This window comes from Blastococcus saxobsidens (assembly GCF_002938435.1).
Classification (GTDB): Bacteria; Actinomycetota; Actinomycetes; order Mycobacteriales; family Geodermatophilaceae; genus Blastococcus; species Blastococcus saxobsidens.
Window position 1 is genome coordinate 1 of record NZ_POQT01000049.1, and the last position, 23,726, is coordinate 23,726.

Consider the following 23,726-nt stretch of genomic DNA (forward strand, 5'->3'; position numbering starts at 1 on the left):
TGGTGGTAGGGCTTGGCGCCCTTGAAGCCGCAGCGGCCGCCGCGGTCGCCGGCAGCACCGGTCCGCCGGCGGCCGGGACGGCCCCCGGCCCGGACGTGGCGAGGGTGGCGGTGGCCTGACCCGTGGTGGCGGCGGTGCCCGGGGACGTCCCGCCGACGGCGAGCGCCCACAGCGCGGCGGCCACGTTCGCCGCCGTGGTGTCCACGACGACGGGCGCCTCGTCGCCGGTCCCGGGGTTCCCGGTGCCGGTCTCCCCGGAGGCCTTCCGGCCGTTCCCCCCGCTGGTGGCGTCGCGGACGGGGCCGCGCCCGTCGGCCAGCGCACCGTCCAGGGCCGAGGCGAACGGAGCTGCGCTGTCGGACGACCCGCCACCGGAGCTGGGGCCGGGGGTGGCGCGCCCTGCGGGGGCGGCGACGGTCACGGGAGCTGTCATCGGTAGGCCTCTGCCTTGCTCATCACGGAGCGGACGTAGTTCTGGGTCTCGGGATAGGGCGGGATGCCCCCGTAGCGGCTCACCGTGCCGGGGCCGGCGTTGTAGGCGGCCAGCGCCAGATCGGTGGAGCCGAACTGCTTGGTCAGGCTGCTGAGGTACTTGGCCGCACCGTCGATGGCCGAGGCCGGGTCGAGCGGGTCGACGCCCAGCCCGCGGGCGGTGGCGGGCATGAACTGCATGAGGCCCTGCGCGCCGGCCGGCGAGACGGCCTGGGTGTTGAAGTTCGACTCCTGCTTGGCCACGGCGGCCAGCAGCGCGGGGTCCACCCCGTGCTTGGTGGCCGCCCGCGTGAAGAGGTCCGCGTAGGGCACGCCGGCCAGGGCGGCGCCGGCCGGGCTCGCCACGGCGGCCGGTGCGGCATCGGGGAGGACCCGGCGGATGACGGTCGGGTTGCCGACGTTCCGTACACCGACGGTGTCCCCCGGCTTCGGCGAGTCGATCATCTTGCCGTTGCCGATGTAGATGCCCACGTGGTCGATGCCGGGACGGTCGGAGGAGTAGTCGAAGAACACAAGGTCGCCGGGGCGGGCGGCGTCGAGCGACGCGACGGCCCGGCCGGCGGTGGCCTGCTGGGAGGAGGTGCGCGGCAGCTCGACGCCGAGGTTGCCGTAGACCAGCTTGGTGAAGCCCGAGCAGTCCAGGCCCTTGCTCGGGTCGGTGCCGCCCCACAGGTACGGGACGCCCGAGTACTTCTGCGCCTCGCTCACCACCGCGCTCTCCGACGCGGTCCCGGCGGTGCCCGGGGCGCTGCCGATCGTGGCGCTGCCGGTCAGCCCGGCGGCACTGGCGGCCGAGGCCCAGGCCGCCGACGTCGCGGCGCCGGTGACCGCGGTGAACCGGGCCTGGATCTCGCCGATGCGGGCCTGCACCGCGCTCAGTCCGTCCACGCCTGCTCCTCTCCGGTACGGGTCGGCCGGCCGGCGCGGCCGGTGACCAGGTCGTCGGCCGCGCGTTCCTCGGCGACGTCGGCCGCGTGCAGCTGCGCCTGGCGGTGGCGCTCGGCCAGCCGCTCCAGCGCCTTGGTGCGCTGCGCGGCGGCGGTCCAGCCGGCCCGCACCGCCTCGGCCTGCTCCGCCGACGCAGTCGCCAGCGAACGGGCGTCGGCCGCGTCGGTGGCCGCGGTGCGCAGCAGCACCATCGCCGCGACGAAGGCCCCGGCGGGCATGGTGCGCGGCAGCTCGGCGGTGCTCAGCGCCGTCTCGTACTCCGTCGCGCGGCGGTCGGCGTCGGCGGCGGCATTCGCGGCGGCGGCTGCCGCCGCGGCGGCAGCGCGCTCCTCGGTGCGGCGCAGCTCCAGGACCGGCTGCAGCCGGAACGTCGCCCGCTTCACGCCGACCTCACGATCCGCTGCAGCCAGCCCCACGCCTCGTCGGCCGCCGTCGACTCACCGAGCGGCTGCTGCAGGAACGCGTCGATGTGCGGCGCCAGCTGCCGGGCCCGGTCGACCAGCGGGTCGCTGCCGGCCTGGTAGGCGCCGATCTCGATGAGCTCGCGGACGTCGCGCAGCGCCCCCATGAGCCGGCGCACCTCCCGGGCGTCGGCCATCTGCGCCGGTGGCACGACCGCCCCGGCGACGCGGGAGATCGACTCCAGCACGTCGATGGCGGGGAAGTGGCCGACCGTGGCCAGCTTGCGGGTGAGCACGATGTGCCCGTCGAGGATCGAGCGGGCGGTGTCGGCGATCGGCTCGTTGTGGTCGTCGCCCTCCACCAGCACGGTGTAGAGCCCGGTGATGGAGCCGGTCGACCCCGTGCCGGCCTTCTCCAGCAGCTGCGGCATCATCGCGAAGACGCTCGGGGGGTACCCGCGGGTGGCGGGCGGCTCGCCCGCCGACAGGCCGACCTCGCGCTGCGCCATGGCGGTGCGGGTGATCGAGTCCATGAGCAGCAGGACGTCGCGGCCCTCGTCGCGGAACGCCTCGGCGATGCGGGTGGCCACGAACGCAGCCTTCAGCCGGACCAGCGGCGGCTCGTCGGAGGTGGCGACGATGACGACGGTGCGCGCCAGTCCCTCGGGGCCCAGGTTCTCCTCGATGAACTCGCGGACCTCCCGGCCTCGTTCGCCGATGAGCCCGATGACGCGGACGTCGGCGTCGGTGCCGCGGGTGATCTGCGCCAGCAGGCTGGACTTGCCCACGCCGGAGCCCGCGAAGATGCCCAGGCGCTGGCCCTTGCCGCAGGGCACCAGGGTGTCCAGCGCCCGGACGCCGAAGGTGAGGGGTTCCTCCACGCGGGTCCGGGAGAGCGCGTGCGGCGTCCGGGTCTCCAGGTCCACCCAGGAGACCCGGCTGCCCAGCGGCGGGCCGCCGTCCACGGGGCGGCCGAGCCCGTCGAGGACGCGGCCCAGCAGCGCCTCGCCGACGGGCACCTGCAGCGGGCGGCCGGTGGCGCGGACCGGGGCGCCCGCGTGCACGCCGGACAGCCCGCCCAGCGGCATGCAGGTGAGGCGCTCGCGGCCGACGGCGACGACCTCGGCGAGCAGCGGCCGGTCGGCGGGGTTGACCTCCACGAGGTCGCCCACGGCGGCGCTGACGCCGTCGACGCTGAGGGTCAGGCCCATGGCGCCGGTGACCGAGCCGGTCACCTGCGGGCGGGCCGCGAGGCGGGCGCGCTCGAGCATCGCAGGGGAGACCGTCACGAGCTCAGCACCGCCTGCGCGCGGGTCAGCGCCGCGCTCAGCTGGGCGTCGATCCGGCGGGGGCCGGACTCGGCGATCGCGCCGGCCCGCTCCACCGACGGGTCGGCGACGACCCGGACGGAGTCGGGGAGCTCGGCCAGCGCCTCGGCGGGGACCTCGGCCAGGTCGTCGGGGTGCAGCCGGACGACGGCGGGGGCGTCGGCGGGGCAGAAGGTGAGCGCGCGGCGGACGGCGTCCATCGCCGGGTCCTGCGCCAGTTGCAGCTCCCGGCCGAGGAGGTCCTCGAGCAGGGTGAGCACCGTGCCGACGATCGAGTCGCGGATGCCGTCGGCGACGGGCGCCGCGGTCTCGTCCAGCCCCCGGGCGGCGGCAGCCAGGGCGGCGGTGGCCGACACCAGGCGGCGCTCCCAGCGGGCCTGCACCTCGGCCAGCCGTTCCTCGGCGGCGCGCTCGACCTCGGCCACGACCGACTCGGCGGCGACCAGGCCTTCGGCGTGGCCGGCGGCGAACCCCTCGGCGTGCGCACGCGCGCGCAGCCGCTCGAGCTCGTCGGCGTAGACGTCGCCGAGCCGGAACGACGGCCGGCCGCCGGCGACCGGCTGGTCCTCGGCGCGGCGGGTGGTGGTCCGGCGCTCGACGGGGGTGACCTGCACGGGACCGGTGGCCACGGGACCGATGCCCGCGGTCGCGGGCCCGGCGGCCGCGGCCGTCGCGCGCGCCGGGGCGGCGGCCAGGGCCGCCGCGAAGGCCGAGGGGGCGGCGACCGGCAGCTCCTCCACCGCGGGCGGGGACGCCGGGGCCGGCACGACCGACGTCAGGGCACGCTCGGCCATGACCTCCCGGTACGGCCGGGCCTGCGCGGCCGAGCCGCCGCGCAGGACCGCGCCCTCACGCAACGAAGTCATCCTCGCCACCGCGCGAGATGGTCAGCACACCCTGCTCCTCGAGGGTGCGGATGACGCCCACGACCTTGGCCTGCGCCTCCTCGACCGTGCGGGTGCGCACCGGACCGAGCATCTCGATCTCCTCGGCGAGGTTCTCGGCGGCCCGCTCGGAGAGGTTCCGCTGCACCTTGTCGCGGACGTCGGGCCGGACACCCTTGAGGGCGGTGGCCAGGTCGTTGGCCTCGACCTCGCGCAGCACCAGCTGCAGGGACCGGTCGTCGATCGTGACGATGTCCTCGAAGACGAACATCTGCGAGCGGACCTGGTCGGCGAGCTCCGGGTCGGTGTTGTCCAGCCACTCGAGGATCGACCGCTCGGTCGGCCGCGGGGAGCGGTTGATGATCTCGACGAGGGTCTCGACACCGCCCACGGTGGTCATGTCCTGGTGCGCCAGGATCGAGCCCATCCGGCGGCCCAGCTCCTCCTCCACCAGCCGCACCATCTCCGGTGAGGTCCGGTCCATGGTGGCGATGCGGTGGGCGACCTCGGCCTGCTGCTCCGGCGCGAAGCCGGTGAGCACCTCGGCGGACTGGGCCGCGGTCAGGTGGGCGAGCACCAGCGCGATGACCTGCGGGTGCTCGTCCTTGAGGAAGGTGACCAGCTGGCGGACGTCGGCGTTGCGCAGCGAGGCGAACGGCACCTCGGTGTAGACGACGTTGAGCCGGGACAGGATGTTCTCGGCCTTGTCCTGGCCCAGGCCGGCGGCGAGGATCTCGCGGGCGAAGTCGACGCCACCCCGGCCGATGAAGTGCTGGGCGGTCATCATCCCGTGGAACTCGCGCATGACGTGGTCGACGTCGTCGAGCTCGACGGAGCCCAGCTTCATCAGCTCGCGGGTGAGGGCCTCGACCTCGCGCGGGCGCAGCTGGGACAGCAGGACGCCGGCCTCCTCCTTGCTCATCTGGGCGAGGAAGACGGCGGCCTTGCGCAGGCCGGGCAGCTCCGGCCGCGGCGGCGTCGCGACGACGGCGCCGGGGATGCTCGCGAGGGTCATGACTTGTTCTCGCTCAACCAGCCGCGCAGCATGGCCGCCACCTCGTCCGGACGCTCGCTGACCATCGTCGAGATCTCCCCTCGGACCTTGGCCCTCTCGGCCGCCTCGAGCTCGAGTTCCGACGGGGTGAGCGGGACCTCCTGGCGGGTGCTGGCCACTCGCAAGCGGTCCAGCTCGGCGAGCATGTCGTCGTCGAGCTCGAGCGGCTCGTAGTCCTCCTCGTCGTCGTCCTCCCGGCGGCGGGACCGCAGCCACACGATCAGGACGACCAGTGCGATGCCGGCCGCGATGCCACCGGTGCGGATCATCGACCACATCTGCTCGGCGGCCTCGGCCTCGCGGGCGGCCTCCATGGCGGCGGCCGCCGCGTCGGCCGCGGTGGCGTCGAACGGCATGGCCGCCACCGTGATGTCGTCGCCACGGGCCGGGTCCAGGCCGACGGCGGTGGTCATCAGGTCGGTCATCTGCTGCTGGTTGAGGTTGCCCGCGACCTGGTCGTTCATCACGACGGAGACGGTGAGCCGCTGGAGCTCGCCGGGGGCGCCCTCGGTGACCTCGACGGTCTTCCCGACGGCGTTGTTGGCCGTCGTGGACTCCTTCTCGTAGTTCGACTCCGCGCCACCGGCGTTCTCGGCCGCGTCGGGCATGTTCTCCGGCCCGAGGATGCCGCCCACGGGGGCGCCGCCCCCCTCGTACCGCTCGACCAGGGTCTGCTCCGACAGCGGCGGCGTGCCCTCGTCGAAGTCGTAGGTCTCGGTGGTGGTGTTGCGCTTGGCGAGGTCGACGTCGGCGCGCACGGAGACGACGGCGTTGTTGGGGCCCAGGACCTGGTCGAGGATCTTCTGGGCGTTGGCGGCCAGCCGGTTCTCGTACTCCTGCTCGACCTGCGACCGGGCGTCGCCGGCGGCGGCGGACATGCCCTCGCCGGCGGCGGAGAGCACCCGGCCGCTGGCGTCGGCGACGGTGACCTGGTCGGGGTCCATGCCCTGGATGCTGGAGGAGACCAGGTTGGTGACCGCCTGGATCTGCTCGCCCGACAGCGTGGTGCCGGGGCTCAGCGCCAGCAGGACCGAGGCGGTCGGCTCGGCCTTGTCGGTCACGAAGACCTCGTCCTCGGGGAGGGCCACGTGCACGACGGCGTCGTTGACCCCCGCCAGCGACTCGAGCGTCTTGGACAGCTCGCCCTCGAGCGCCCGCTGGTAGGTGACCTGCTGCTGGAACTCGCTGGTGGTGATGCCCTGCTGGTCCAGCAGCGCGTAGCCGGTGTCCTGGCCGGCCGGGAGGCCCTTGCCGCTCATGCTCAGCCGCAGGTCGTAGACCGCGTCCTTGGCGACCATGATCGTGGACCCGCCGTCGGCGAGGTCGTAGGCGACGCCCTGGGCGTTGAGCTCGTCGACGATCGCGGAGGCGTCGGAGGAGGCGAGGTTGGAGAACAGCGGGGCCTGGGTCGGGGTGGTGATCCAGCTGTAGAAGACGAACCCGCCGAGCCCCAGCCCGGCGAGCAGGAGGCCGATGACGACCTTCTGCCCCAGGCTGATGGTGTCGAACGTGGAGCGGGCACGCTCCAGCGTCCCGGCGAGTGCCGACTTCATCAGATCTGCATCCTCATGATCTCGTTGAAGGCCGCGACGGCCTGGTTCTTGATCGTCACGACCATCTCGGTCGCCACGCCGGACTCAGCGCTGGCGATCATGTAGTCGTGCACGTCCTTCAGGTCGCCGGTGGCGGCCTTCACGGCAAGGTCGGAGGTCACCGACTGGGTGGCCTGGAGCTTGTCGAAGGTCGAGGCGAGGACGGCGGCGAAGCCGTCCGCGCCCTCGGTCGGGGGGGTGCCGCGGGTGCTGCCGGCGACGCCGGAGACCGCGCCGACACCCACGGGCGGGATGCCGCCGAGGGGGATCGTCATCAGCGCTTCCCGAGCTGGAGCGCGGCCTGGTAGGCGTTGGTGGCCCGCTCGACGACGGCGAGGTTGGCCTGGTAGCCGCGCTGCGCCATCATCATGTGGGTCATCTGGTCACCCAGGTCGATGTCGGGGTACTTGACGTAGCCCTCGGCGTCGGCCAGCGGGTGCGTGGGCTCGTAGACCATCCGGCCCTCGGGGTCGCCGAACTCGGCGCGGGCGACGCGGACGCCGCCCTCGCCGGAGCCGTAGTCCACGGCCTGCGCCACGACGAGCCGCGCCTGGAAGGCGTCCTCGTCGGTGCGCCGGACCGTGTTGATGTTGGCGATGTTGTCGGCGGCGGCGTCCAGCCACTTCCGGTGGGTCATCAGGCCGGACTGGGAGATGCTCAGAGCCTGGAACATGCTCATGGTCAGGACGTCCTCAGGGCCGTGCGCATCGAGTTGTACTTGCCGTCGAGCGCGGTGAGTGCCAGCTGGTAGCGCAGACCGGTCTCGGTGGCGATGACCGTCTCCGCGTCCAGGTTCACGTTGTTGCCGTTGGTGTTGGTCGGCTCCAGCGAGCGGACGGTCGTGCCGCCCGAGGTGGTGGGCAGCTGGCCGCTGGCGACAGCACCGCGCAACGACGTCTCGAAGTCGGTCCGCCCGGCCAGGAAGCCGGGGGTGTTGACGTTCGCGATGTTGTCTGCGGTGACGCGCTGCCGCTGCGCTAGCCCGGCCAGTGCCGCCTTCAGCACCGTCGACGAGGCGTCGGCGATCATCGGGCGGCGATCCGGGACGTGGAACAGGACACGATCGACCTCCGGGTAGGCGGAAGAGCACTCGCGAGCGAGTGCGGGGCCGCCGATCCGTGGCGAAGGTGGTGCTCTCCGTGCAAGAGCTTCATCGGCAGCCGGGCGGAACCGGCTGACCCCCGTTCCACCACACGAGGGACGGCTGTGACCGGTTGGGGCGACCGGGACGGATGTGGCCCGCGGTGACCTCGCCGTGTCCTGCGCCGACGGGGGCGGGTGAGTTGGCACATGCCGTGCTCGTGGGGGGACGGATCGCGGTTCCGCGGCAGAAACGCACGAACGCCCCTCCGCCGGGAACCGGCGGAGGGGCGTTCGGACGGCGGGGTCAGCGTGCGGCTGTGGCCAGACGCCCGCCGCCGAGGGCGCGGGTGCGGTTGTCGCGGGCGAGCCGCCAGGCAGCTGCCCAGCGCTCAGCGGTGTGCTCGGTGAGGTGGTGGGCCAGGACGTGCTCCCGCGCCGCCGTGGCGACCTCGCGCCGGCGGTCGGCGTCCTGCACGCCGATCGTGAGCCACTTGGCCCAGTCCTTGGGGGACCGGGCAGGCATCCCCAGACCGAGCCGTTCGTACTCCTCGGTCCGGGCCCGAACGCAGTAGACGCCCCGCGCCGAGTACTCCAGGGGCTTCAGCCAGCTCTTCGCCGTGTTGAAGCGGTCGACGCGCAGCGGGGCGATGCCGATGTCGAACAGCTCGCCCATCCGGGCGGCGTACCCGTCCACGTCCATCACCCAGGGCACCTCCTCGGGCTCCTCCGGCAGGTGCAGCCGCGCACGCAGGTCCCACTTCTGACCGAGGACGACCAGCCGGCTCTGCCCGCGGGACCGGTCCAGTGCCTGCTGCAGCCCGGATCCCATCTCCTGCAGGTCGTACGGGTGGCTCGGCACGCTGCCGGCCCAGCCGATGGTCACGGTGTCCGGGGTGCGCTCGTAGGCCGGCGGCAGCTCGGCGGTGCGGCGGGGTACCGCGTTCTCGACGACGACGCCCCGGCCGTGGCGGGCGTACTCCTTCAGCAGCGCGGGGGTGGAGGTGGTCACCAGGTCGGCCTCGCGGGCCGCCTGTGCGGCGAACTCGCTGTTGCCGGCCCGCACCAGGGCGTCGTGCCCCATGTGGCCGTAGGGGACGGCGGAGAGCAGGTCGTCCATCTCCACGACCACGGCGACGCCCTGGGCCTGCAGGAGGCGCTGGACCTGCAGCATCTCGGCGGTCTTGGGCAGCTGGAGGACGACGACGTCCGCCCCCTGGGCGTCGACGTCGACGACCTCCATCGGTGCGCCCTCGGTGGGGGAGCGCATCGTGGTACCGATGCCCCGGGCGACCGCGACCTCGATGCCGAGATCCGCGGCCTGGACCGCGCGGGCCGGCTCCTCGATGCGGTAGTAGGTGGAGCCTTGGGCGATCGCGTGCGTCAGCAGTACGCGCATGGGGGACCCTTCTGTGTGTGGCCGCTGCCGGTGGGCGCGGGGGGCAGGCCCGACGTGGCAGCCGGTGCTCGCATCTCTCTCATCGGCAGGCGGGACCCCCGTCGGGGCCCTCGGCGGGGAAGGTGCGGCGTCGCGACGGGTCAGAGGGCGCGGTCGATGAACGACGCGACCGGCCGCTCGGGGCCGTAGGACATGCGGGCGGCCAGGGTGCGCTGCTTCTGGGACTGCGTGATCCGCTCGACGAGCGCCTCGGCCACCGCGAGCTGGTGCTGCAGGAGGCGGGCGGCGCGCTCGCGCAGATCGGGGGGTACAGGGCCCAGGCCGGTCGGCGGCACCCAGTCGGTGGTGCGGCGACCCCAGGCAGCGATCTCCTCGACCCGGCCGCGGGCCAGGGTCTCCTGCGCGTCGAGGACGTCGCCCTCGAGCTCGGTGAGGGCCTCGTGCCAGTCGGCGGGCCGGCGCCGGTTCCCGCGGTCGCCGGAGCTGTCGCGGTCGGAGAGGGCCGGCCGGCCCGGCGGGGTGTACGGGCTGGTGCCGGAGCCCGACGCGGCCGAGCCGCTGACCGGGCTCACCGTCATGACCCGACGCCGGCCAGGGAGGCCGCGGCCTGCCGCCAGGCGTCACGCAGCGGCTCGACGACCGCCCGGCACGAGCTGATGCGGTTGCCGTCGAGCTTGAGGTTGGCCTGGACCAGCTCGTTCACCAGCCACTGGTAGAGGGCCGCGAGGCGGGGGCCGCCCTCCCAGACGTCCACCTGGAGGCTGGAGAGCAGCTCCAGGACGATCGACTGGGCGTGCTGCAGCTCCTCGTTGGCCCGGGCGCGGTCACCCTCGGCGACGGCCAGCTGCGCCCGCTCGAGATCGAGGGTCAGCCGGTCGTACAGCATGACCAGCACCTGCTGCGGCGAGGCGGTGGCGACGGAGTCGCCCAGGTAGCGGGCGCGAAGCGAAGCGGCACTCATCGGTTGGGGCTCCTGAGGCGGTGGTGGGTCGAGAGGGTGTGGCAGGGGATCAGGACAGTGAGCCGAGCTGGCCGGCCAGCCAGTTCGACTGGTTGTTCAGCGAACTCAGGGCGGTCTCCATGGCCGTGAACTGGCGGGTGAGAGCCGCCTTGCGCGCGGTGAGCCGGATGTCCCACGCGGCGATCCGGTCCTTGATGTCGCGTGCGATGGAATCCTGGCCCTGGGCCATGGAGGTCAGGCTGCCGGTGGTGGCGTCGGAGGCTGCCTTTGCGACGTCGCGGACCCGTGCGGCCAGGCCTTCCACGGCGCCGGGCTCGCCGGCTACGCCGCTGCCCGCCACGATCCGCTGCGCCAGGTCGGGCGTGGCCTTGAGGGCCGCGGTGAACTTGTCCTCGTCGAAGGTGATCAGGCCGTCGCGGGTGGTCTGGAAGCCGATCAGGGCCGGCGAGCCATCGGTGCCGACCGCCTCGGAGACCGCCTGACCCAGCTGCGCGACGATGGAGGTCACCGCGTACTCGCCGCGCAGCCCCGCCTTGCTGCCCGGCGTGTTATCCGTGTAGGTCTTGATCGTCGAGATCGCCTTGTTGATCGCGTCGACGAGGCCGGAGACCTTGGTGGCGACGGCGGCCGGGTCCGAAGCGACGGTCACGGTGACGGGGGTGGTCTCCTCCTTGCTGACCGTCAACGTGGTGCCGGCGAGCACGCCCTCGAACGTGTTGCTGGCCGAGGTGATCGTGTAGGCGCTCGTGGTCGCGGTGTCCGAGCCGACCTTCAGCTCGGCGTCCTGGCCGACGGCGGTGCCCGTGAAGGCCGTTCCGCCGATGCTGAAGCCGGCGGCTGCCCCCGACGTGCCCGCGCTGATCTGGAGCGCGAACTGCCCGGGGGCGACCTGCACCGCCGTCGCCTTGAGGCCCAGCGCCGTGTCGGCGTTGATCTTTGCCGCGGCCCCCTCGAGGGTCTCGGTGCCGTCGAGGACGATCGTGCCCTTGCTGACGGTGCCGTCGGCGGAGCGGATGTCGAGGCTGGTCAGCCCGGCGGCGGTGGTGGTGCTCGACCAGCGGCCGGTGCTGAGGCTGGAGGCGGTCGTCGCGACCTTGCTGACGGTGAAGGTGAGGGAGCCTGGCTGCGCGTACGAGGCGGCGGTGACGCCGACCGACGCGGCGGAGCTGCCGGCGGTGGTGCTGGTCCAGGTCCCGGGCTTGAGGAGCGAGTCGGCGGCGGTGGTCAGGGCCGCGAGCGAGCTGTTGACGGTGCGGTACGCGCTGGCGGTGACCTCGGTGGCCGACAACCGCATCTTGAGGGCGGTCTGCTGCCGCGCCTCGAGCTGCATGAGCTGGCTGATCATCGTGCCGGTGTCGATCCCGGACGCAAGGCCGGTGTTGATGCTCATCGTCATGTCACTGGCTCCTGGTCGACGGGGCGCGGGCGTAAGCGAATGAGGGGGGAGGCACGGAGGCCTCCCCCCTCACCCGGGGTGGTGCTGAGGGTCTGCAGCCTCAGCTGTTCAGCTGATCCTCGATCAGCGGAGCAGCGAGAGGACGCCCTGCGAGGCCTGGTTGGCCTGCGCGAGCATCGCGGTGCCGGCCTGGGTCAGGATCTGGGCGCGGGTGAACCCGACCATCTCCTGCGCCATGTCGGCATCGCGGACCCGGCTCTCCGACGCGCTCAGGTTCTCGATCGAGACGTTGAGCGAGTTGATGGTGCTCTCGAAGCGGTTCTGCTTCGCACCGAGGCTTGCGCGGGACTCCGACACGTTCTTGATCTGCGTGTCGAGCGTCGCCAGGTCGGCCGTGGCGCTGTAGGTGCCCGAGGCCGACATGTTGGTGGCGACACCGGTGACCGCCGTGGCGACCGTGGTGACGTTGCTCAGCTCCACGGTCATGGTCTCGCCGCCGTTGGCACCGGTCTGGAACGACAGGCTGGAGGCGCTGCCGTTCAGGAGCTTGGTGCCGTTGAAGTCGGTCCGCCCCGCGATGTCGGTCAGCGCGCCGGCGAGCTCGGTGACCTCCTTGGCGATGTAGCCACGGGCCTTCTCGTCGACGACGCCGCTGTTGCCGGCCTGGACCGTCAGGTCACGGACGCGCTGGAGGATCGAGTGCACCTCGGTGAGGGCACCTTCCGCCGTCTGCACGACGGAGACGCCGTCCTGCGAGTTGCGGACGGCGACCTTGAGGCCACCGACCTGCGAACGCAGGCCCTCGGAGATCGCCAGGCCGGCCGCGTCGTCGGCGGCGCGGTTGATCCGGAAGCCGGAGGACAGCTTCTCCAGCGACTTGTTCATCTGGTTGTCCGTGATGGACAGGTTGCGGTGAGCGTTGAGCGCCGCGATGTTCTGGTTGATGCGCAGACCCATGATGTTCCTCCTTGGAATCAGGTCTTTCTGGGGGGATCCCGCTGCATCCGTGCTGCGGGCCGTGCACAGTTGTCATCGGCCGGGTAGGCCTGGCGCTTGAGCCGAGCGTGAAAACTTTTCTGGTTCAGGCGCTGCGGGCGGCGTTCCGCCCGGTGCTCCAGGGGCCCCGGGGCGGGGGCGGCGAGGCGGCCGGGTCCCGGCCGGTGACCCGGTCGAGGTAGGCCCGCTGCTGGTTCCGGGCGCGGACCCCCCCGGTGGCGGGGACGGGTCTTCCCTCCCAGATCTCGCCCATGGCTGCGTGCAGCAGGGTCAGGGCGCGCGCGCGCATCTGCGAGACACGGGACAGGGTGACCCCGAGGTCCTCCGCGATGTCGGTCAATGATTCATCACCGAAGAAATTCCGCTCGATGACCTCGTCCAGGCGGTCGGGCAGCGCACGGATGGCTTCGTGCAGGTGCCGGGCCCGCTCGCCGCGCAGCAGCGCACGCTCGGGGGACTCGCCGGTGTCGGGCAGGTCGAGCGAGGCGCCGTCGGGCCCGGTCTCCGCGTCGATGCTGACCATCACGGCGCGGTGCACGTCCACCTGCAGGTGGTCGAGCTCGCTGCGGGCCACGCCCAGGCTGTCGGCCAGCTCCTCCCGGGTGGGCGGCCGGCCCAGGCTGATCGTCAGTGCATCGGCGGCGGCATCGGTGCGGCGGGCCGCCGCCCGTACCGACCGGCTGGCCCAGTCGCCGGAGCGCAGCTCGTCGAGCACTGCGCCCTGCAGGCGGGCGAGGGCATAGGTGGGGAAGGAGGCGCCCGCGGACGGGTCGAACCGCTTCGCGACCTCGACCAGTGCCACGTGTGCGCAGGAGAGCAGGTCCTCGCGGCTGACGTGGCCCGGCAGTGAGATGCGGGAGGCCACCGCGTTGACGGCGAATGCGGCGAGCGGGAGATGCTCGGTCACCAGCGCCTCGACCTCCTGGGGCATCCGCACCTTGGAGGGATTGGGTAGCCGGCCGTTCTGGGGGCGCTCGCGCAACGGCCGGTCATGCGCGGACCGATCACGCAGGGAACGCTCGGTCGCGAGAGCACGAACTGGGGTCACGTCCGTATCTCTCGGCGGCCCGCGAGGAGATCGGCACCACGACTCGGCACAAAGTCCGCGGAACTTGAGCCCAGTTCCGCGCTTCGGCTTGATCCGCTCCGGACGGGTGCCGATGGCAGCACCGACGGCGGCGGTCACGGCCGGTCCTCCCGACCCCGGACCCGTCGTGTGCGACGACCTGCGAGACGACGGAAGGCGGTGGACACGTGGACTACCAGCACCTGTCGACGTTGCTGTGGCGGGAGCAGGAGCTCCTGGACCTGCTGCTGTTCAAGGCCGAGGAGAAGCAGTACCTGATCCTCACCGGGAAGACGCGCTGGCTGCAGCGGATCGCTCACGAGATCGAGGTCGTGCTCGACCAGCTGCGCACCCTGGAGGTGGAGCGCGCCGCGGCCACCGAGGCCGTGGCCCAGCACCTGGGCATCGACAGCGATCCCTCGCTGCGGCAGGTGGCCGACGCGGCCCCCGCCCCCTGGAACGACCTCTACGCCACGCACCACGAGGCGCTGCTCGTGCTGATCACCGAGCTGCGCAGCCTGTCCGACGCCAACCGGGAGCTCATCGAGGGCGGCCTGGCGGCGATCGGCGATGCCCTCGTGAGGACCCGCACGACCTCGCCCGGCACCTATGGTGCGAGCGGTCGGCACTCCGACGGCGCGCACCGTGCCGTCACTCTGGACGGAGCACTCTGACGATGAATCCGCCACCGACCTCCGGCTTTCCTGCGGGGCAGCGATGAGCACCTTCAGCAGCCTCAACACCGCGACCACGGCCCTGTGGGCACAGCGCCGGGCGCTCGACGTCACCGGGCAGAACATCGCCAACGTCAACACCGAGGGCTATTCCCGCCAACGCGCGGACCTGGAGGCAATCGGCGGCAGCGTCGTCCCGGCGTTCTACTCGACCAGCGACGGCATCGGTGCCGGCGTCACCGTCGACCAGATCACCCGGATCCGCGACGCCTTCCTCGAGGGCCGGGGTCACGCGGAGCATGCGAACAGCGCGCAGCTGGTCGCCGAGGCCGACGCCTTCGAGTTCGTCGAGCAGGCGTTCCGGGAGCCGGGCACGACCGGCCTGCAGAGCCTCATGGCCGACATGTGGCGCGGCTGGCAGGACGTCGCCAACAAGCCCGAGGACCCGGCCGCCCGCGGTCAGGTGCTCAAGCGGCTGGAGACTCTCGTCGGTGGCCTGCACTTCAGCAGCGAGCAGATCGACGGCCGCTGGGCGCAGACCCGGGAGAACCTGGCGGTCCTGGTGGACGACGTGAACGCGGCGGCCGCGACGATCGCCCAGCTGAACACGGCGATCCTGCGTGCGTCGCAGAGCGGCCGGCAGGCGAACGACCTCACCGACCAGCGCGACCTGCTCGTCATGAGGCTCGCCGACCAGGTCGGGGCCACGGTGCGCCCGCAAGACGGCGGGGTCCTGGACGTCATCGTCGGGGGCATGACCATCGTCTCGGGCGGGACGGCGTCCGCGCTGGCCGTGGAGGGCGCGATCGGTCTCGACACGGCGGCCGGGGACCGGCCGCGCATCGTGACCGCCACCGGCGGGTTCGGGGTCGCGGTCCGCGGTACCGCCGGCGGTCAGCTGCACGCGCTCAACACGATCCTGCCCACCTACCGCAACGAGCTGGACAGGGTCGCCGCCGAGCTGGCCGTCCAGCTGAACGGCACGCACGCCGGCGGGTACGACCTGGACGGCGTGGCGGGCGGTCGCCTGCTCGGCCCGGACCCCGTCACGGCGTCGTCGATCAGCGTGCAGATCACCGATCCGCGGAAGATCGCCGCGTCGTCCCTCGGTCCGGGGAACCCGAACCTGGACCGCGGCAACGCCGACAAGCTCGCGCAGCTCGGCACCGGCGTCGGTTCTCCCGACACGCTCTACCGCCGGATGGTCGTCGAGCTGGGTGTCCAGTCGGCCGTCTCACAACGCAACCTCGGCATCCAGTCGGCGATCACCGGTCAGGTCGACGCCTCCCGGGAGTCCGTGGCCGGCGTCAACCTCGATGAGGAGATGACCAACATGCTGTCGTTCCAGCACGCCTACTCCGCCGCGAGCCGGCTGGTCACGGCGATCGACGAGATGCTCGACGTCCTCATCAACCGCACCGGCCGAGTGGGGCTGTGACCTCGATGCGCATCACGCAGAAGGCCGTCGCCCAGACCAGCCTGCAGGGACTCAACCGCAACCTGGAGACGTTCGGGAAGCTGCAGCAGCAGCTCACCTCGGGCCGCCTCATCAACGCGCCGTCGGACTCGCCGACCGGCACGAACAAAGCCATGCAGACCCGATCGGAGCAGGCAGCCGTCGAGCAGTTCGGCCGGAACCTGTCCGACGCCGACAGCTGGCTGTCGATCACCGACTCGACACTGCAGAACATGGTCGACGTGACCCGCCGGGTGCGCGACCTCACCGTGCAGGGGGCGAGCACCGGCAACTCCTCGGAGGCCAGCCGCCGTGCCCTCGCCACGGAGGTCGCCTCCCTGCGCGAGAGCCTGCTGGGCCTGGCCAACACGAACATCCAGGGCCGGCCCGTCTTCGGTGGCGTGACCACCGGGACCAAGGCGTACGACGCAATCACCGGCACCTTCCAGGGCAGCGTCATGCCGGGCTCGGACGTGCTGCGGCGCGTGTCGTTCACCGAGCAGGTCCGGGTCGACCTGAGCGGCCCGGAGGCCTTCGGGGCCGACGCGGACCCGGCCAACCTCTTCGCCGTGGTCGGCCGCATCGCCGATGACCTGCTGAACGCGCCGGAGAACCTGGGCCAGGGCCTGGCCGACCTCGACGCCGCGATGAGCCGGATGCTCGGCGGGGTCGCCGACGTCGGCGCGCGGGCGGCTCGGGTCGAGCGGGAGAAGCAGATCAACACCGACCTGGCGCTGCGCCTGGAGACCGAGCTCGGTGAGGTCGAGAACGTCGACCTGCCCAACACGATCATGCGGCTGCAGATGCAGCAGGTGGGGTACCAGGCCGCGCTGCAGGCGACGGCGAAGGCGATCTCGCCCACGTTGATGGACTACCTGCGCTGATGGCCGCGCCCGCCACGGTCCACGCTCCGGGACCGACGACGTGACGTCCGCAGCGGCGGTGCTGGCCGTTCCGGCCTCCGCGCCCACGACGTCTCGCGCACCGGCATCCGCGCCGGCGACGAGGAATGCACCGGCTCTGCCCCCGGTCCTGGTGCTGTCCTTCGCCGAGCCGGTGCCGGGTTTCCCCGGTCACCGGGACTACGTCCTGGTCCCCGGGGACACCGCCGGCCTGCTGTTCTGGCTGCAGTCGGTCGCCCCCGACGGTCCGCGGTTCCTGGCGGTCCCAGCCCGGGAGTTCTTCCCGGACTACCGGCCGGTCGTGCCCGCGGCCGTCCGTGCGGAGCTCGGCCTGGACGACGTCGAGCAGGCGCAGGTCCTGTGCCTGGTGAGCGTGCCGGGCGGGGATGCCGCCGAGGCCACCGCCAACCTCCGCGCCCCGGTCGTCGTCGCCCCCTCGACGCGCCGGGCGCGGCAGGTGGTCCAGGCCGACACGTCCCTTCCCCTTCGGCGGCGCCTGCGCCGATAACCTCATCGCAGGCCGCACACGCAGCGGCCCGCGCCCGCACCGGCGGGCACCGCCACGGACGGCCACCACACAACCCATGGAGGGGTTCACGTGCTCACTCTCACCCGCAGCGTCGGCGAGACCATCCGCATCGGCGACGACATCGAGATCCACGTCGTCGAGGTGCGCGGCGGCACCGTGCGCCTGGGCTTCAAGGCCCCGCGCGAGGTCGCCATCCACCGCGAGGAGGTCTACCGGCAGATCGCCGAGGCCAACCTGCTCGCCGCCCAGGTCACCGCCGACACGCTCGGCGCGCTGGCCGCGTTCGCGCCGTCGGCGCCTGCCGAGGAGAAGCAGGCCGACACCGCGACCGCGCCGACCGCGGCCGAGGGCCACGACGTGACGGCGGGACGCCCAGCGGACTGACACAACTGCACGTCTACGCCGGGGCACATCTCGGCAGACGGTGCCAAATTGACGGGCGCGACGGCTTGCCATGCCACGACACGGGCAACTATTGCCGAAGCTTGCCCGTCACAACTGCGTGAGACACAGCGAGTTGTGTGCCGTGTCCGGAGCGTGCATGCGGCAGATTTCTCCCCAAGCAAGTGACAGGGGGCGATCAACATGGCACGCAACGCATTCACCGCTTCGGTGGCCGGGAACCAGACCGGTGAGCCGGAGTCCGTGGTGGTCCACGTGCAGCTGCGGCCGCGCCGCGGCGCCACCCGCAAGTGCCTGGCGGCGCTGGCGGCGCTGGCGGCCGAGCACGAGGACGTGGCCGTCACCGTCACCGGCCTGAGCAAGGACGACCGGGTGGTCCGCGTGACCGTGGGCATCGATCTCGGTCCGCGCACCGCGATCGCCAAGTTCTCGCCGCAGGCGCAGGCCGCCTACGCCTTCGTGTCGGCGATGTTCACGTCGCTGTACGACCACATGCCGGTCTACACCGCCGAGCCCAGCGCCGCCGAGCGCGCCGCCGCCACGGCCCTGTTCGACCGTCTCGCGGCGGGCTCCGCCCGTGTCGACGACCTGGTCGTCGACACGGGCGACGCACTGCCCGGCACGTCTGCGCCCGCGGCGCAGGTGCCCGCACCTCGCCTCCCCGGTCCCGGGGAACGCATCCCGGCCTGACGGCCTCCCGCGCAGTACCGGGGATCCGGCTCACCGGATCCCCTTTCTTCCCCGTAGTGCCAGGAGTACCGATGCCCGACCGCATCCCGTCCTCGATCCCGACGACCGCCGACGACCGTTCCCGCCCCCGCCAGCCGCTGGTGTTCGGGGGGATCCCGGAGGCCGAGGGGTGGGCGCTCGCGCCGATCACCCCGCGCGACCGCGTGCACTTCCGCACCGACCAGGAGCTGCCCCTCGAGGCGTTCCGCAGCGAGCTCCCCGACGGCGTGACCGTCAGCTACGACCAGGGCGACGGCCTGTACCGGGTCGACGGGAGCTGCGGCTCGGCCGCGATGCTCGCCGACTGGGTCAGGGCGTGGTGCGCGGGTGCGGGGGTCACCACGATCGGGCTTCGCGCCGAGACCGACGTCCGCCGTCGGGCTCCCCGTGACCTCCCGCCGGAGTTCCTCGCCGACCTGTGCCGGCACTACGGGCCGGTCAGCCTCAAGCGGTTGCAGCGCAACATGAGCACCATCCGGCTGCACCTGCCCGATCCCGACGACCTCGGGCAGCAGGTCTTCGAATGGGTGCTCAAGGCCGTCGCGCAGTACGACGAGACCAAGTCGGTCCCGTTCGGCGCCTTCCTGGCCACCCAGCTGTCGAAGTGGGTGCACGACCTGGGGCGCAACGCCCACGGCCGCACCGCCGCGGACACCGAGCACAAGCAGCAGAAGGCCGTCGCCGCCTTCATGGCCGAGCACCAGCGGAGGCCCACCGAGAAGGAGCTGGCCGCCTACATGGGGCAGTCGGTGGCGACGCTGCGGAAGAACTCGCAGACCGTGGCCACGCTCAACGGCCTGCGCAACCTGCAGTCGCTGGACGGCACGCCCGACGCCACCGAGGTCCTCCTGCCCGACTCCTCGGAGGCGCCCGACGAGATCATGGGCGAGGCGGAGCAGACGCTGCTGTCCCACGCCCTCACCGCCGCCTGTGCCCCGGACCCCGAGGCTCGGCGGGACCAGCGCGCCGGCCAGCCCAACGTGCTGGGCTGGGCCACCTGGTACCTGACCACGTGGGGCGGGCAGACCAAGACGCAGCTGTCGTCGGACCTGAACACCTCGGTGCGGAACATGAACGTCTACGCCGACCGGGTGGGGAAGTCGCTCAAGCACCGCCTCGCCGAGCTCGCCGACTGAGCAACCGCTGATGATCAGGTCGCCTGATCACGATGGGTCCTGGCTCACCGTCGACGGTGAGCCAGGACCCTGAACGGTGAGCCAGGACGGCGGTTGTCCACAAGAGCCGGGCGATCGCTGCCAGCGCGCCGCCGCACTCGCGAGACTCTCCCGCGTGCATCCACAGCTGCGGGCCGCCGCCGATAGCCGCCTGGGGGTCTTCACGAGCCAGGAGGCGCTCGCCGTCGGGTACCGGGTCGACGACGTCCGTGTCGAACTGAGGACCCGCCGGTGGGTCCGCCTGCGCAAGGGCGTCTACATCGCTGCGGAGGACCTCGCCGTCGCCGATCCGGCGCAGCGGCACCTTGTCGACTGCGTCGCGGTGCTGCTGAGCCTCGGCCCCGGGCCTGTGCTGAGCCACGCGTCCGCGGCGCGGCTGCACGGCCTGGTCCTCCCGCGCACCGCGCCGGACGACGTGCGTGTCACAGCGGTCGACCAGTGGCGGCGTGGCCGCGGTTATCGGGTCGCCCGGGCAGCACTGCCCGAGGACGACGTCCTCCCGTGGCTGCGGTTCGGGACGACGTCGGTGGCGCGGACGCTGGTGGACTGCGCGCGCGAGTGGTCGCTGACCGCCGGCGTCATCGCCTTCGACGCCGCCTTGCAGAAGCGCAAGGTCGATCGTGGTGAGCTCCACCGTGCCGTGCTCGCCGGCAGCCACCGCGTCGGGATCGCCCATGCGGCCCGGGCGCTGCACCTGAGCGACGGCCGAGCGGAGTCACCGCTGGAGACCCGGGGCCGGCTGGCGCTGCTGGCTGCCGAGCTGCCGCGTCCGGAGCTGCAGGTGAAGATCTTCGACGACGCCGGATTCATCGGTCGGGTCGACGCCTGGTACGCCGAGGCCGCGGTCGCGGTCGAGTTCGACGGACGCGTGAAGTACCTCGACCCCCACGACGGCGTGCCCTCCGGTGAGGTGCTCTGGACGGAGAAGCGGCGGGAGGACCGAATGCGTGACACCGGGGCGCGCGTCGTGCGCGTCGTCGACGAGGACCTCGGCGTCGGGTGGCCGCAGAAGGTGGCCAGGATCAGCGGGCTGCTGGCCACGCCGTATGCGGGGGAGCGGCGCTTCCGCACGCTGTCCACCGATGAGCCGGGTGCGGAGTCACGCGCCGCCTGACTGGTCGCGCCGTCGTCCTGGCTCACCATCGCGGGTCCTGGCTCACCGTCGACGCTGAGCCAGGACCCGCGATGACCAGCTCTCCTGATCATCGACACGGGTCCGGCCGGGAAAAGCTGCGCGAAGGGGTCCATCGGCCCTCGCGCCTGCCGATATCCAGGTCGTGACGCCGTGCCCGACCTCCTGCCGCTCTGCCGCGCAGACGTCGTCGGCGATCGGGTCGTGGTACCGCGGAGGCGGCCGGTGAGCCCGCTGCCCGCCGGGGACGCCGGCGCCCAGACGATGGTCCCGCACTGGCTGGACGCCGACGCCCGCGCGCGCCTGGCCCGCACGGTGCGGGTGGCGCTCGATGAGCCGTCGGTCCACCCGGTGACCACGATCCACCTCCAGGACGTCCTCACCGAGCTGCACGTGGCGACCGCGCGGGAGGCCATCTGGCCGGCGTCCACGGCGCGCGTGCGGATGGCCACCGGCTGGGACGCGGACGTGCTGCCGGTGCGGCTGAGCTCCGACGAGCTCGCGGCCGTGCTGGGCCTGCCCGACCTGCCCGACTCCCTCCGCGTGCTCCTGGATCACCGGGACGCCCGCGCATGACGGCCTCGGGACTGTTCGGGGCTACGTCGCCCCGGCTGCTCAACCGGCTGCGCTCCGTGCCGGTGGACGTCATCGACCTGCACGACGTCGCGGTCGACCTGCTGCCGAGTCTCGCCACCCCGCGCCTGCACCTCGCCCTGGTCCGGCGCCCCGGGGCCGGGACGGTCCTCCGGCTCGAGGAGGACGAGCGCAGCGTCGCCGTGCCGCTGGGCGACCTCGCCGACGACATGACCCGTGCCGGCGTGGCCTCGACCGCCGCCGGCATCGAGGACGCGCTGCGGTCCTGGGTGGCGCGTCGTCCGGTCACCGACGAGGCTGCCGCCACCACCGGGATCGCGGTCCTCGACTGGGCCGATGCCGCCGAGACGACCGTCGGCTGGGCCGTCGTGGTGACCCGTGGAGAGCTGGCCGTGCGCTGGTCGCCGTCGCCGGCCGCCCGCACGGTGGCGCTGCACCGGATCCGCTCGGCCGCGACCGGGCGGGCGCACGACGTGCCCGTGGAGCTGCGCGTCGAGGGCCCGCTGGCGTTGTGGTCGCACCCCGTGCCGATGCTGGCCACGGCCGCGCTTGTCGCCCCGGAGCTCCTGCTGCACCGGGTCGCCGGCGACGGGCTGGTGCACCCGGACATGCACGTGGTGATCACGCCGCACCGGCCGGTGGTCTGCACCTCCCCGGCGGTGGCCCGGCGGCTGGCCGGTCAGGCCGGTCAGCCGAGCGTGACCCTGCCCTGGCGATCCCTCTCCGACCTGCGCTGGATCTGACTGCCCCGTTCCGGGCCGTCTCAGGAGATCGCGCCGTACTCCCAGTGCCACGGTTCGGGCTTCTCCGCGCCCGGGCGTGCCCAGTCCGGCTGCACGAACCCGAAGCGGGCCGCGTTGGCCGTCATCCAGGTCCACTGCGGGGTGAATGCGACGTTGATGCCGCCGCAGAGGTCCACCGCCAGCGCCCACCCGTGGTTGGAGGTGCCGGGGACTGCGGCCAGCTTCGGCTTGCTGTAGAACGCCGCCACCTGACCGCCGAAGGAGCGGTAGGAGTCGGTGATGCACAGCGGCGTCCCGAACTCCGCCGTGTAGGCGTCGGCCAGGGCGGTGTAGGAGGCTGCGGCGTCGCAGCGCAGGGCGTGGCCGGCCACGCCGAGGCGGCACAGGGCCTCCACCGGGATGCGGCCGTTCTGCCACCCGCCCCAGGCCGGGTCCACCGGGCCTGGGGCGGGCAGGGGGGCACCGCAGCCGCGCTCGCGGACGGCGGGCAGCGGGGCGTTGGGCTGCTCGGGGGCGGCCAGGGGGACCCGGACGGCCGCCGAGCCGGGGTCCATCGACCGCACGCCGACCTGGTAGGAGGCGGCCGAGGCGCCGACGACGTCGCCGTCGCCGAGGTAGACGCCCACGTCCGCGCCGCCCGGGGAGAACACGAGGTCGCCGACCTGCAGGTCGCGCAGGGGCACGGCGGCTCCTGACGACCACTGCTCGGCCGGAGTGCCCGGGAGCGCGTACCCGCCCATCAGCCACGCGGCCGCGGTGAACCCGCCGCAGTCGTAGGTCTCCGGGCCGGCGGTCGCGGCCACGTAGGGCTTGCCGAGCTGGGACAGCGCGTTGCTCACGGCCGCGATCGTCTCGGCCGGGAGCACGGTCACCGGCTCGTTGCCGACGACTGCCCAGGCGACGCCCGGGATCGGCCGGCCGTCGGCGTCGAGGGCGGGTGACAGCCCCTCGGGCAGATCGAACAGATCGGTGAGCTCGGCGGCGGGTGGCGGCTCGATGCCGCCGGCGGTGAGCCGACCCAGGTAGTCCCGCCAGCGCTGCATGGCCTGGTCGTTGCGGGTCTGCTGCGGGCCCGCGACCGGAATGGTGCCCAGGCCGGCCAGCACGCCGGAGACCTCGGGCGTGAGGTCGTCCACCTCGGCCCGCATGCCGGCCAGGACGGCCTGCGCGCGCTCCTCGGCACCGGCGAGAGACTCGCGGGCGGCCGCCACGTCGGCGACGGCGGCGTCGAGCGCGGCCGCGGTGCGCTGGGCGCGGACGACGGCGTTCTGCCGCTCGCGCTCGGTCCGCTCCGCCAGCGCCTGCCGGTACAGCACGCCGTCCGCCGCGCCGGCGTCCCGGATGTCCAGGCCGAAGACGGGCAGCCGGTCGGTCGGGCCCGAGCGGTAGAGGGCCGCGGCGCCGACGCCGACCGCCTGCTGCCGGCCTGCGACCAGCTCGCGAGCCTCCTGCTCGGCGGTGCGGGCCTCGGCCAGCCGGGCACGCCTGCGGTCGACGTCGTCGGCCAGCCGGCGGTAGACGTCAGCCTGCTCGAGCAGTGAGCTGCGGGCGGTCAGGGCCAGGGTGGTGGTGTCCAGGGGGCCGGCGGGCGGCTGCGGGGTGGGCACCAGGACCGCCAGGACGGCGGGCAGCAGCAGCGCGCTGGTGGCGACGACGCCCAGGCGGGTCGACCAGCGGGCACCGGTGCGCTCCGGCCTGGCCTGCTTCCTCCGGCGGCGGGCCGGGGCGCGGCGCACCGCCGTGCGGTCGGGGGTGGGGCGCTTGCCACCCCGGGAGCCGGTGCCGGCCGCCCG

At 73.1% G+C, this 23,726-nt stretch carries 27 protein-coding genes; 10 read left to right on the plus strand and 17 right to left on the minus strand.

Annotated features, from left to right (window positions below):
* The 16 genes from C5507_RS20395 to C5507_RS20470 form a co-directional block, all read right to left on the minus strand.
* On the minus strand, window positions 1–433 hold a 433-nt coding region (locus C5507_RS20395; protein ID WP_249027837.1), incomplete at its 3' end, for a hypothetical protein.
* On the minus strand, window positions 430–1,380 hold the full coding sequence (locus C5507_RS20400) for a transglycosylase SLT domain-containing protein (protein WP_104530330.1): 951 nt from the start codon (window positions 1,378–1,380) through the stop codon (window positions 430–432). The genes C5507_RS20400 and C5507_RS20395, both read right to left, overlap by 4 nt.
* Window positions 1,368–1,823 (minus strand): flagellar FliJ family protein, encoded by a 456-nt coding sequence (locus C5507_RS20405; protein WP_104530348.1) that lies wholly within the window; start codon window positions 1,821–1,823, stop codon window positions 1,368–1,370. The genes C5507_RS20400 and C5507_RS20405 overlap by 13 nt, the downstream gene beginning before the upstream one ends.
* Window positions 1,820–3,130, minus strand: a complete 1,311-nt coding sequence (locus C5507_RS20410) for a FliI/YscN family ATPase (RefSeq protein ID WP_242611336.1) — start codon at window positions 3,128–3,130, stop codon at window positions 1,820–1,822. The genes C5507_RS20405 and C5507_RS20410 overlap by 4 nt, the downstream gene beginning before the upstream one ends.
* On the minus strand, window positions 3,127–4,035 hold the full coding sequence (locus C5507_RS20415; RefSeq protein WP_104530331.1) for a FliH/SctL family protein: 909 nt from the start codon (window positions 4,033–4,035) through the stop codon (window positions 3,127–3,129). The genes C5507_RS20410 and C5507_RS20415 overlap by 4 nt, the downstream gene beginning before the upstream one ends.
* Entirely contained in the window at window positions 4,019–5,068 is a 1,050-nt protein-coding gene (gene fliG / locus C5507_RS20420; RefSeq protein WP_104530332.1) for a flagellar motor switch protein FliG, read from the minus strand. Before fliG ends, C5507_RS20415 begins: the two co-directional genes overlap by 17 nt.
* Window positions 5,065–6,660 carry a flagellar basal-body MS-ring/collar protein FliF gene (gene fliF, locus C5507_RS20425; RefSeq protein WP_104530333.1) on the minus strand — a complete coding sequence of 532 codons (1,596 nt, stop codon included), beginning with the start codon at window positions 6,658–6,660 and terminating at the stop codon, window positions 5,065–5,067. Before fliF ends, fliG begins: the two co-directional genes overlap by 4 nt.
* On the minus strand, window positions 6,660–6,974 hold the full coding sequence (fliE, locus tag C5507_RS20430) for a flagellar hook-basal body complex protein FliE (RefSeq protein WP_104530334.1): 315 nt from the start codon (window positions 6,972–6,974) through the stop codon (window positions 6,660–6,662). Before fliE ends, fliF begins: the two co-directional genes overlap by 1 nt.
* Window positions 6,974–7,378, minus strand: coding sequence for a flagellar basal body rod protein FlgC (gene flgC, locus C5507_RS20435; RefSeq protein ID WP_104530335.1), 405 nt, complete (start codon window positions 7,376–7,378; stop codon window positions 6,974–6,976). The genes fliE and flgC overlap by 1 nt, the downstream gene beginning before the upstream one ends.
* Before the next feature lie 2 nt (window positions 7,379–7,380).
* Window positions 7,381–7,728: a flagellar basal body rod protein FlgB gene (gene flgB / locus C5507_RS20440; protein ID WP_104530336.1), complete on the minus strand. Its 348-nt coding sequence runs from the start codon at window positions 7,726–7,728 to the stop codon at window positions 7,381–7,383.
* Window positions 7,729–8,086: 358 nt separating this feature from the next.
* Complete coding sequence (locus tag C5507_RS20445) at window positions 8,087–9,178, minus strand: glycosyltransferase family protein (protein WP_104530337.1); 1,092 nt, start codon at window positions 9,176–9,178, stop codon at window positions 8,087–8,089.
* A 140-nt stretch (window positions 9,179–9,318) separates the two neighbouring features.
* On the minus strand, window positions 9,319–9,756 hold the full coding sequence (locus C5507_RS20450; RefSeq protein ID WP_104530338.1) for a hypothetical protein: 438 nt from the start codon (window positions 9,754–9,756) through the stop codon (window positions 9,319–9,321).
* Window positions 9,753–10,139: a flagellar export chaperone FliS gene (gene fliS / locus C5507_RS20455; protein ID WP_104530339.1), complete on the minus strand. Its 387-nt coding sequence runs from the start codon at window positions 10,137–10,139 to the stop codon at window positions 9,753–9,755. Before fliS ends, C5507_RS20450 begins: the two co-directional genes overlap by 4 nt.
* Window positions 10,140–10,188: 49 nt before the next feature.
* Window positions 10,189–11,535 (minus strand): flagellar filament capping protein FliD, encoded by a 1,347-nt coding sequence (fliD, locus tag C5507_RS20460; RefSeq protein ID WP_104530340.1) that lies wholly within the window; start codon window positions 11,533–11,535, stop codon window positions 10,189–10,191.
* A 123-nt stretch (window positions 11,536–11,658) separates the two neighbouring features.
* Window positions 11,659–12,492, minus strand: a complete 834-nt coding sequence (locus C5507_RS20465) for a flagellin N-terminal helical domain-containing protein (protein ID WP_104530341.1) — start codon at window positions 12,490–12,492, stop codon at window positions 11,659–11,661.
* A 124-nt stretch (window positions 12,493–12,616) separates the two neighbouring features.
* Window positions 12,617–13,462 (minus strand): sigma-70 family RNA polymerase sigma factor, encoded by an 846-nt coding sequence (locus C5507_RS20470; protein ID WP_242611337.1) that lies wholly within the window; start codon window positions 13,460–13,462, stop codon window positions 12,617–12,619.
* Between the two features lie 323 nt (window positions 13,463–13,785).
* Here C5507_RS20470 and C5507_RS20475 point away from each other — a divergent pair, with 323 nt between their 5' ends.
* From C5507_RS20475 to C5507_RS20520, 10 genes are all read left to right on the plus strand, one after another.
* Window positions 13,786–14,271 (plus strand): flagellar protein FlgN, encoded by a 486-nt coding sequence (locus C5507_RS20475; RefSeq protein ID WP_104530343.1) that lies wholly within the window; start codon window positions 13,786–13,788, stop codon window positions 14,269–14,271.
* A gap of 43 nt (window positions 14,272–14,314) precedes the next feature.
* Window positions 14,315–15,709 (plus strand): flagellar hook-associated protein FlgK, encoded by a 1,395-nt coding sequence (flgK, locus tag C5507_RS20480; RefSeq protein WP_104530344.1) that lies wholly within the window; start codon window positions 14,315–14,317, stop codon window positions 15,707–15,709.
* 5 nt (window positions 15,710–15,714) lie between these two features.
* Window positions 15,715–16,611: a flagellar hook-associated protein FlgL gene (gene flgL, locus C5507_RS20485; RefSeq protein ID WP_104530350.1), complete on the plus strand. Its 897-nt coding sequence runs from the start codon at window positions 15,715–15,717 to the stop codon at window positions 16,609–16,611.
* Window positions 16,612–16,651: 40 nt separating this feature from the next.
* Window positions 16,652–17,137, plus strand: a complete 486-nt coding sequence (gene fliW / locus C5507_RS20490) for a flagellar assembly protein FliW (protein WP_242611338.1) — start codon at window positions 16,652–16,654, stop codon at window positions 17,135–17,137.
* Between the two features lie 90 nt (window positions 17,138–17,227).
* The gene (csrA, locus tag C5507_RS23575; protein ID WP_278044337.1) at window positions 17,228–17,542 is read left to right on the plus strand and encodes a carbon storage regulator CsrA; all 315 of its coding nucleotides are present in this window, start codon (window positions 17,228–17,230) and stop codon (window positions 17,540–17,542) included.
* A 201-nt stretch (window positions 17,543–17,743) separates the two neighbouring features.
* Entirely contained in the window at window positions 17,744–18,250 is a 507-nt protein-coding gene (locus tag C5507_RS20500) for a hypothetical protein (protein WP_104530345.1), read from the plus strand.
* Window positions 18,251–18,321: 71 nt separating this feature from the next.
* Entirely contained in the window at window positions 18,322–19,425 is a 1,104-nt protein-coding gene (locus C5507_RS20505; RefSeq protein ID WP_104530346.1) for a sigma-70 family RNA polymerase sigma factor, read from the plus strand.
* A 154-nt stretch (window positions 19,426–19,579) separates the two neighbouring features.
* A complete protein-coding gene (locus tag C5507_RS20510; RefSeq protein WP_242611339.1) occupies window positions 19,580–20,578 on the plus strand; it encodes a hypothetical protein in 999 nt (332 codons plus the stop codon).
* Between the two features lie 243 nt (window positions 20,579–20,821).
* On the plus strand, window positions 20,822–21,172 hold the full coding sequence (locus C5507_RS20515) for a hypothetical protein (RefSeq protein WP_104530353.1): 351 nt from the start codon (window positions 20,822–20,824) through the stop codon (window positions 21,170–21,172).
* Complete coding sequence (locus tag C5507_RS20520; protein WP_104530347.1) at window positions 21,169–21,933, plus strand: hypothetical protein; 765 nt, start codon at window positions 21,169–21,171, stop codon at window positions 21,931–21,933. The genes C5507_RS20515 and C5507_RS20520 overlap by 4 nt, the downstream gene beginning before the upstream one ends.
* A 20-nt stretch (window positions 21,934–21,953) precedes the next feature.
* Here C5507_RS20520 and C5507_RS20525 read toward each other — a convergent pair.
* On the minus strand, window positions 21,954–23,726 hold a 1,773-nt coding region (locus C5507_RS20525), incomplete at its 5' end, for an NlpC/P60 family protein (protein ID WP_249027838.1).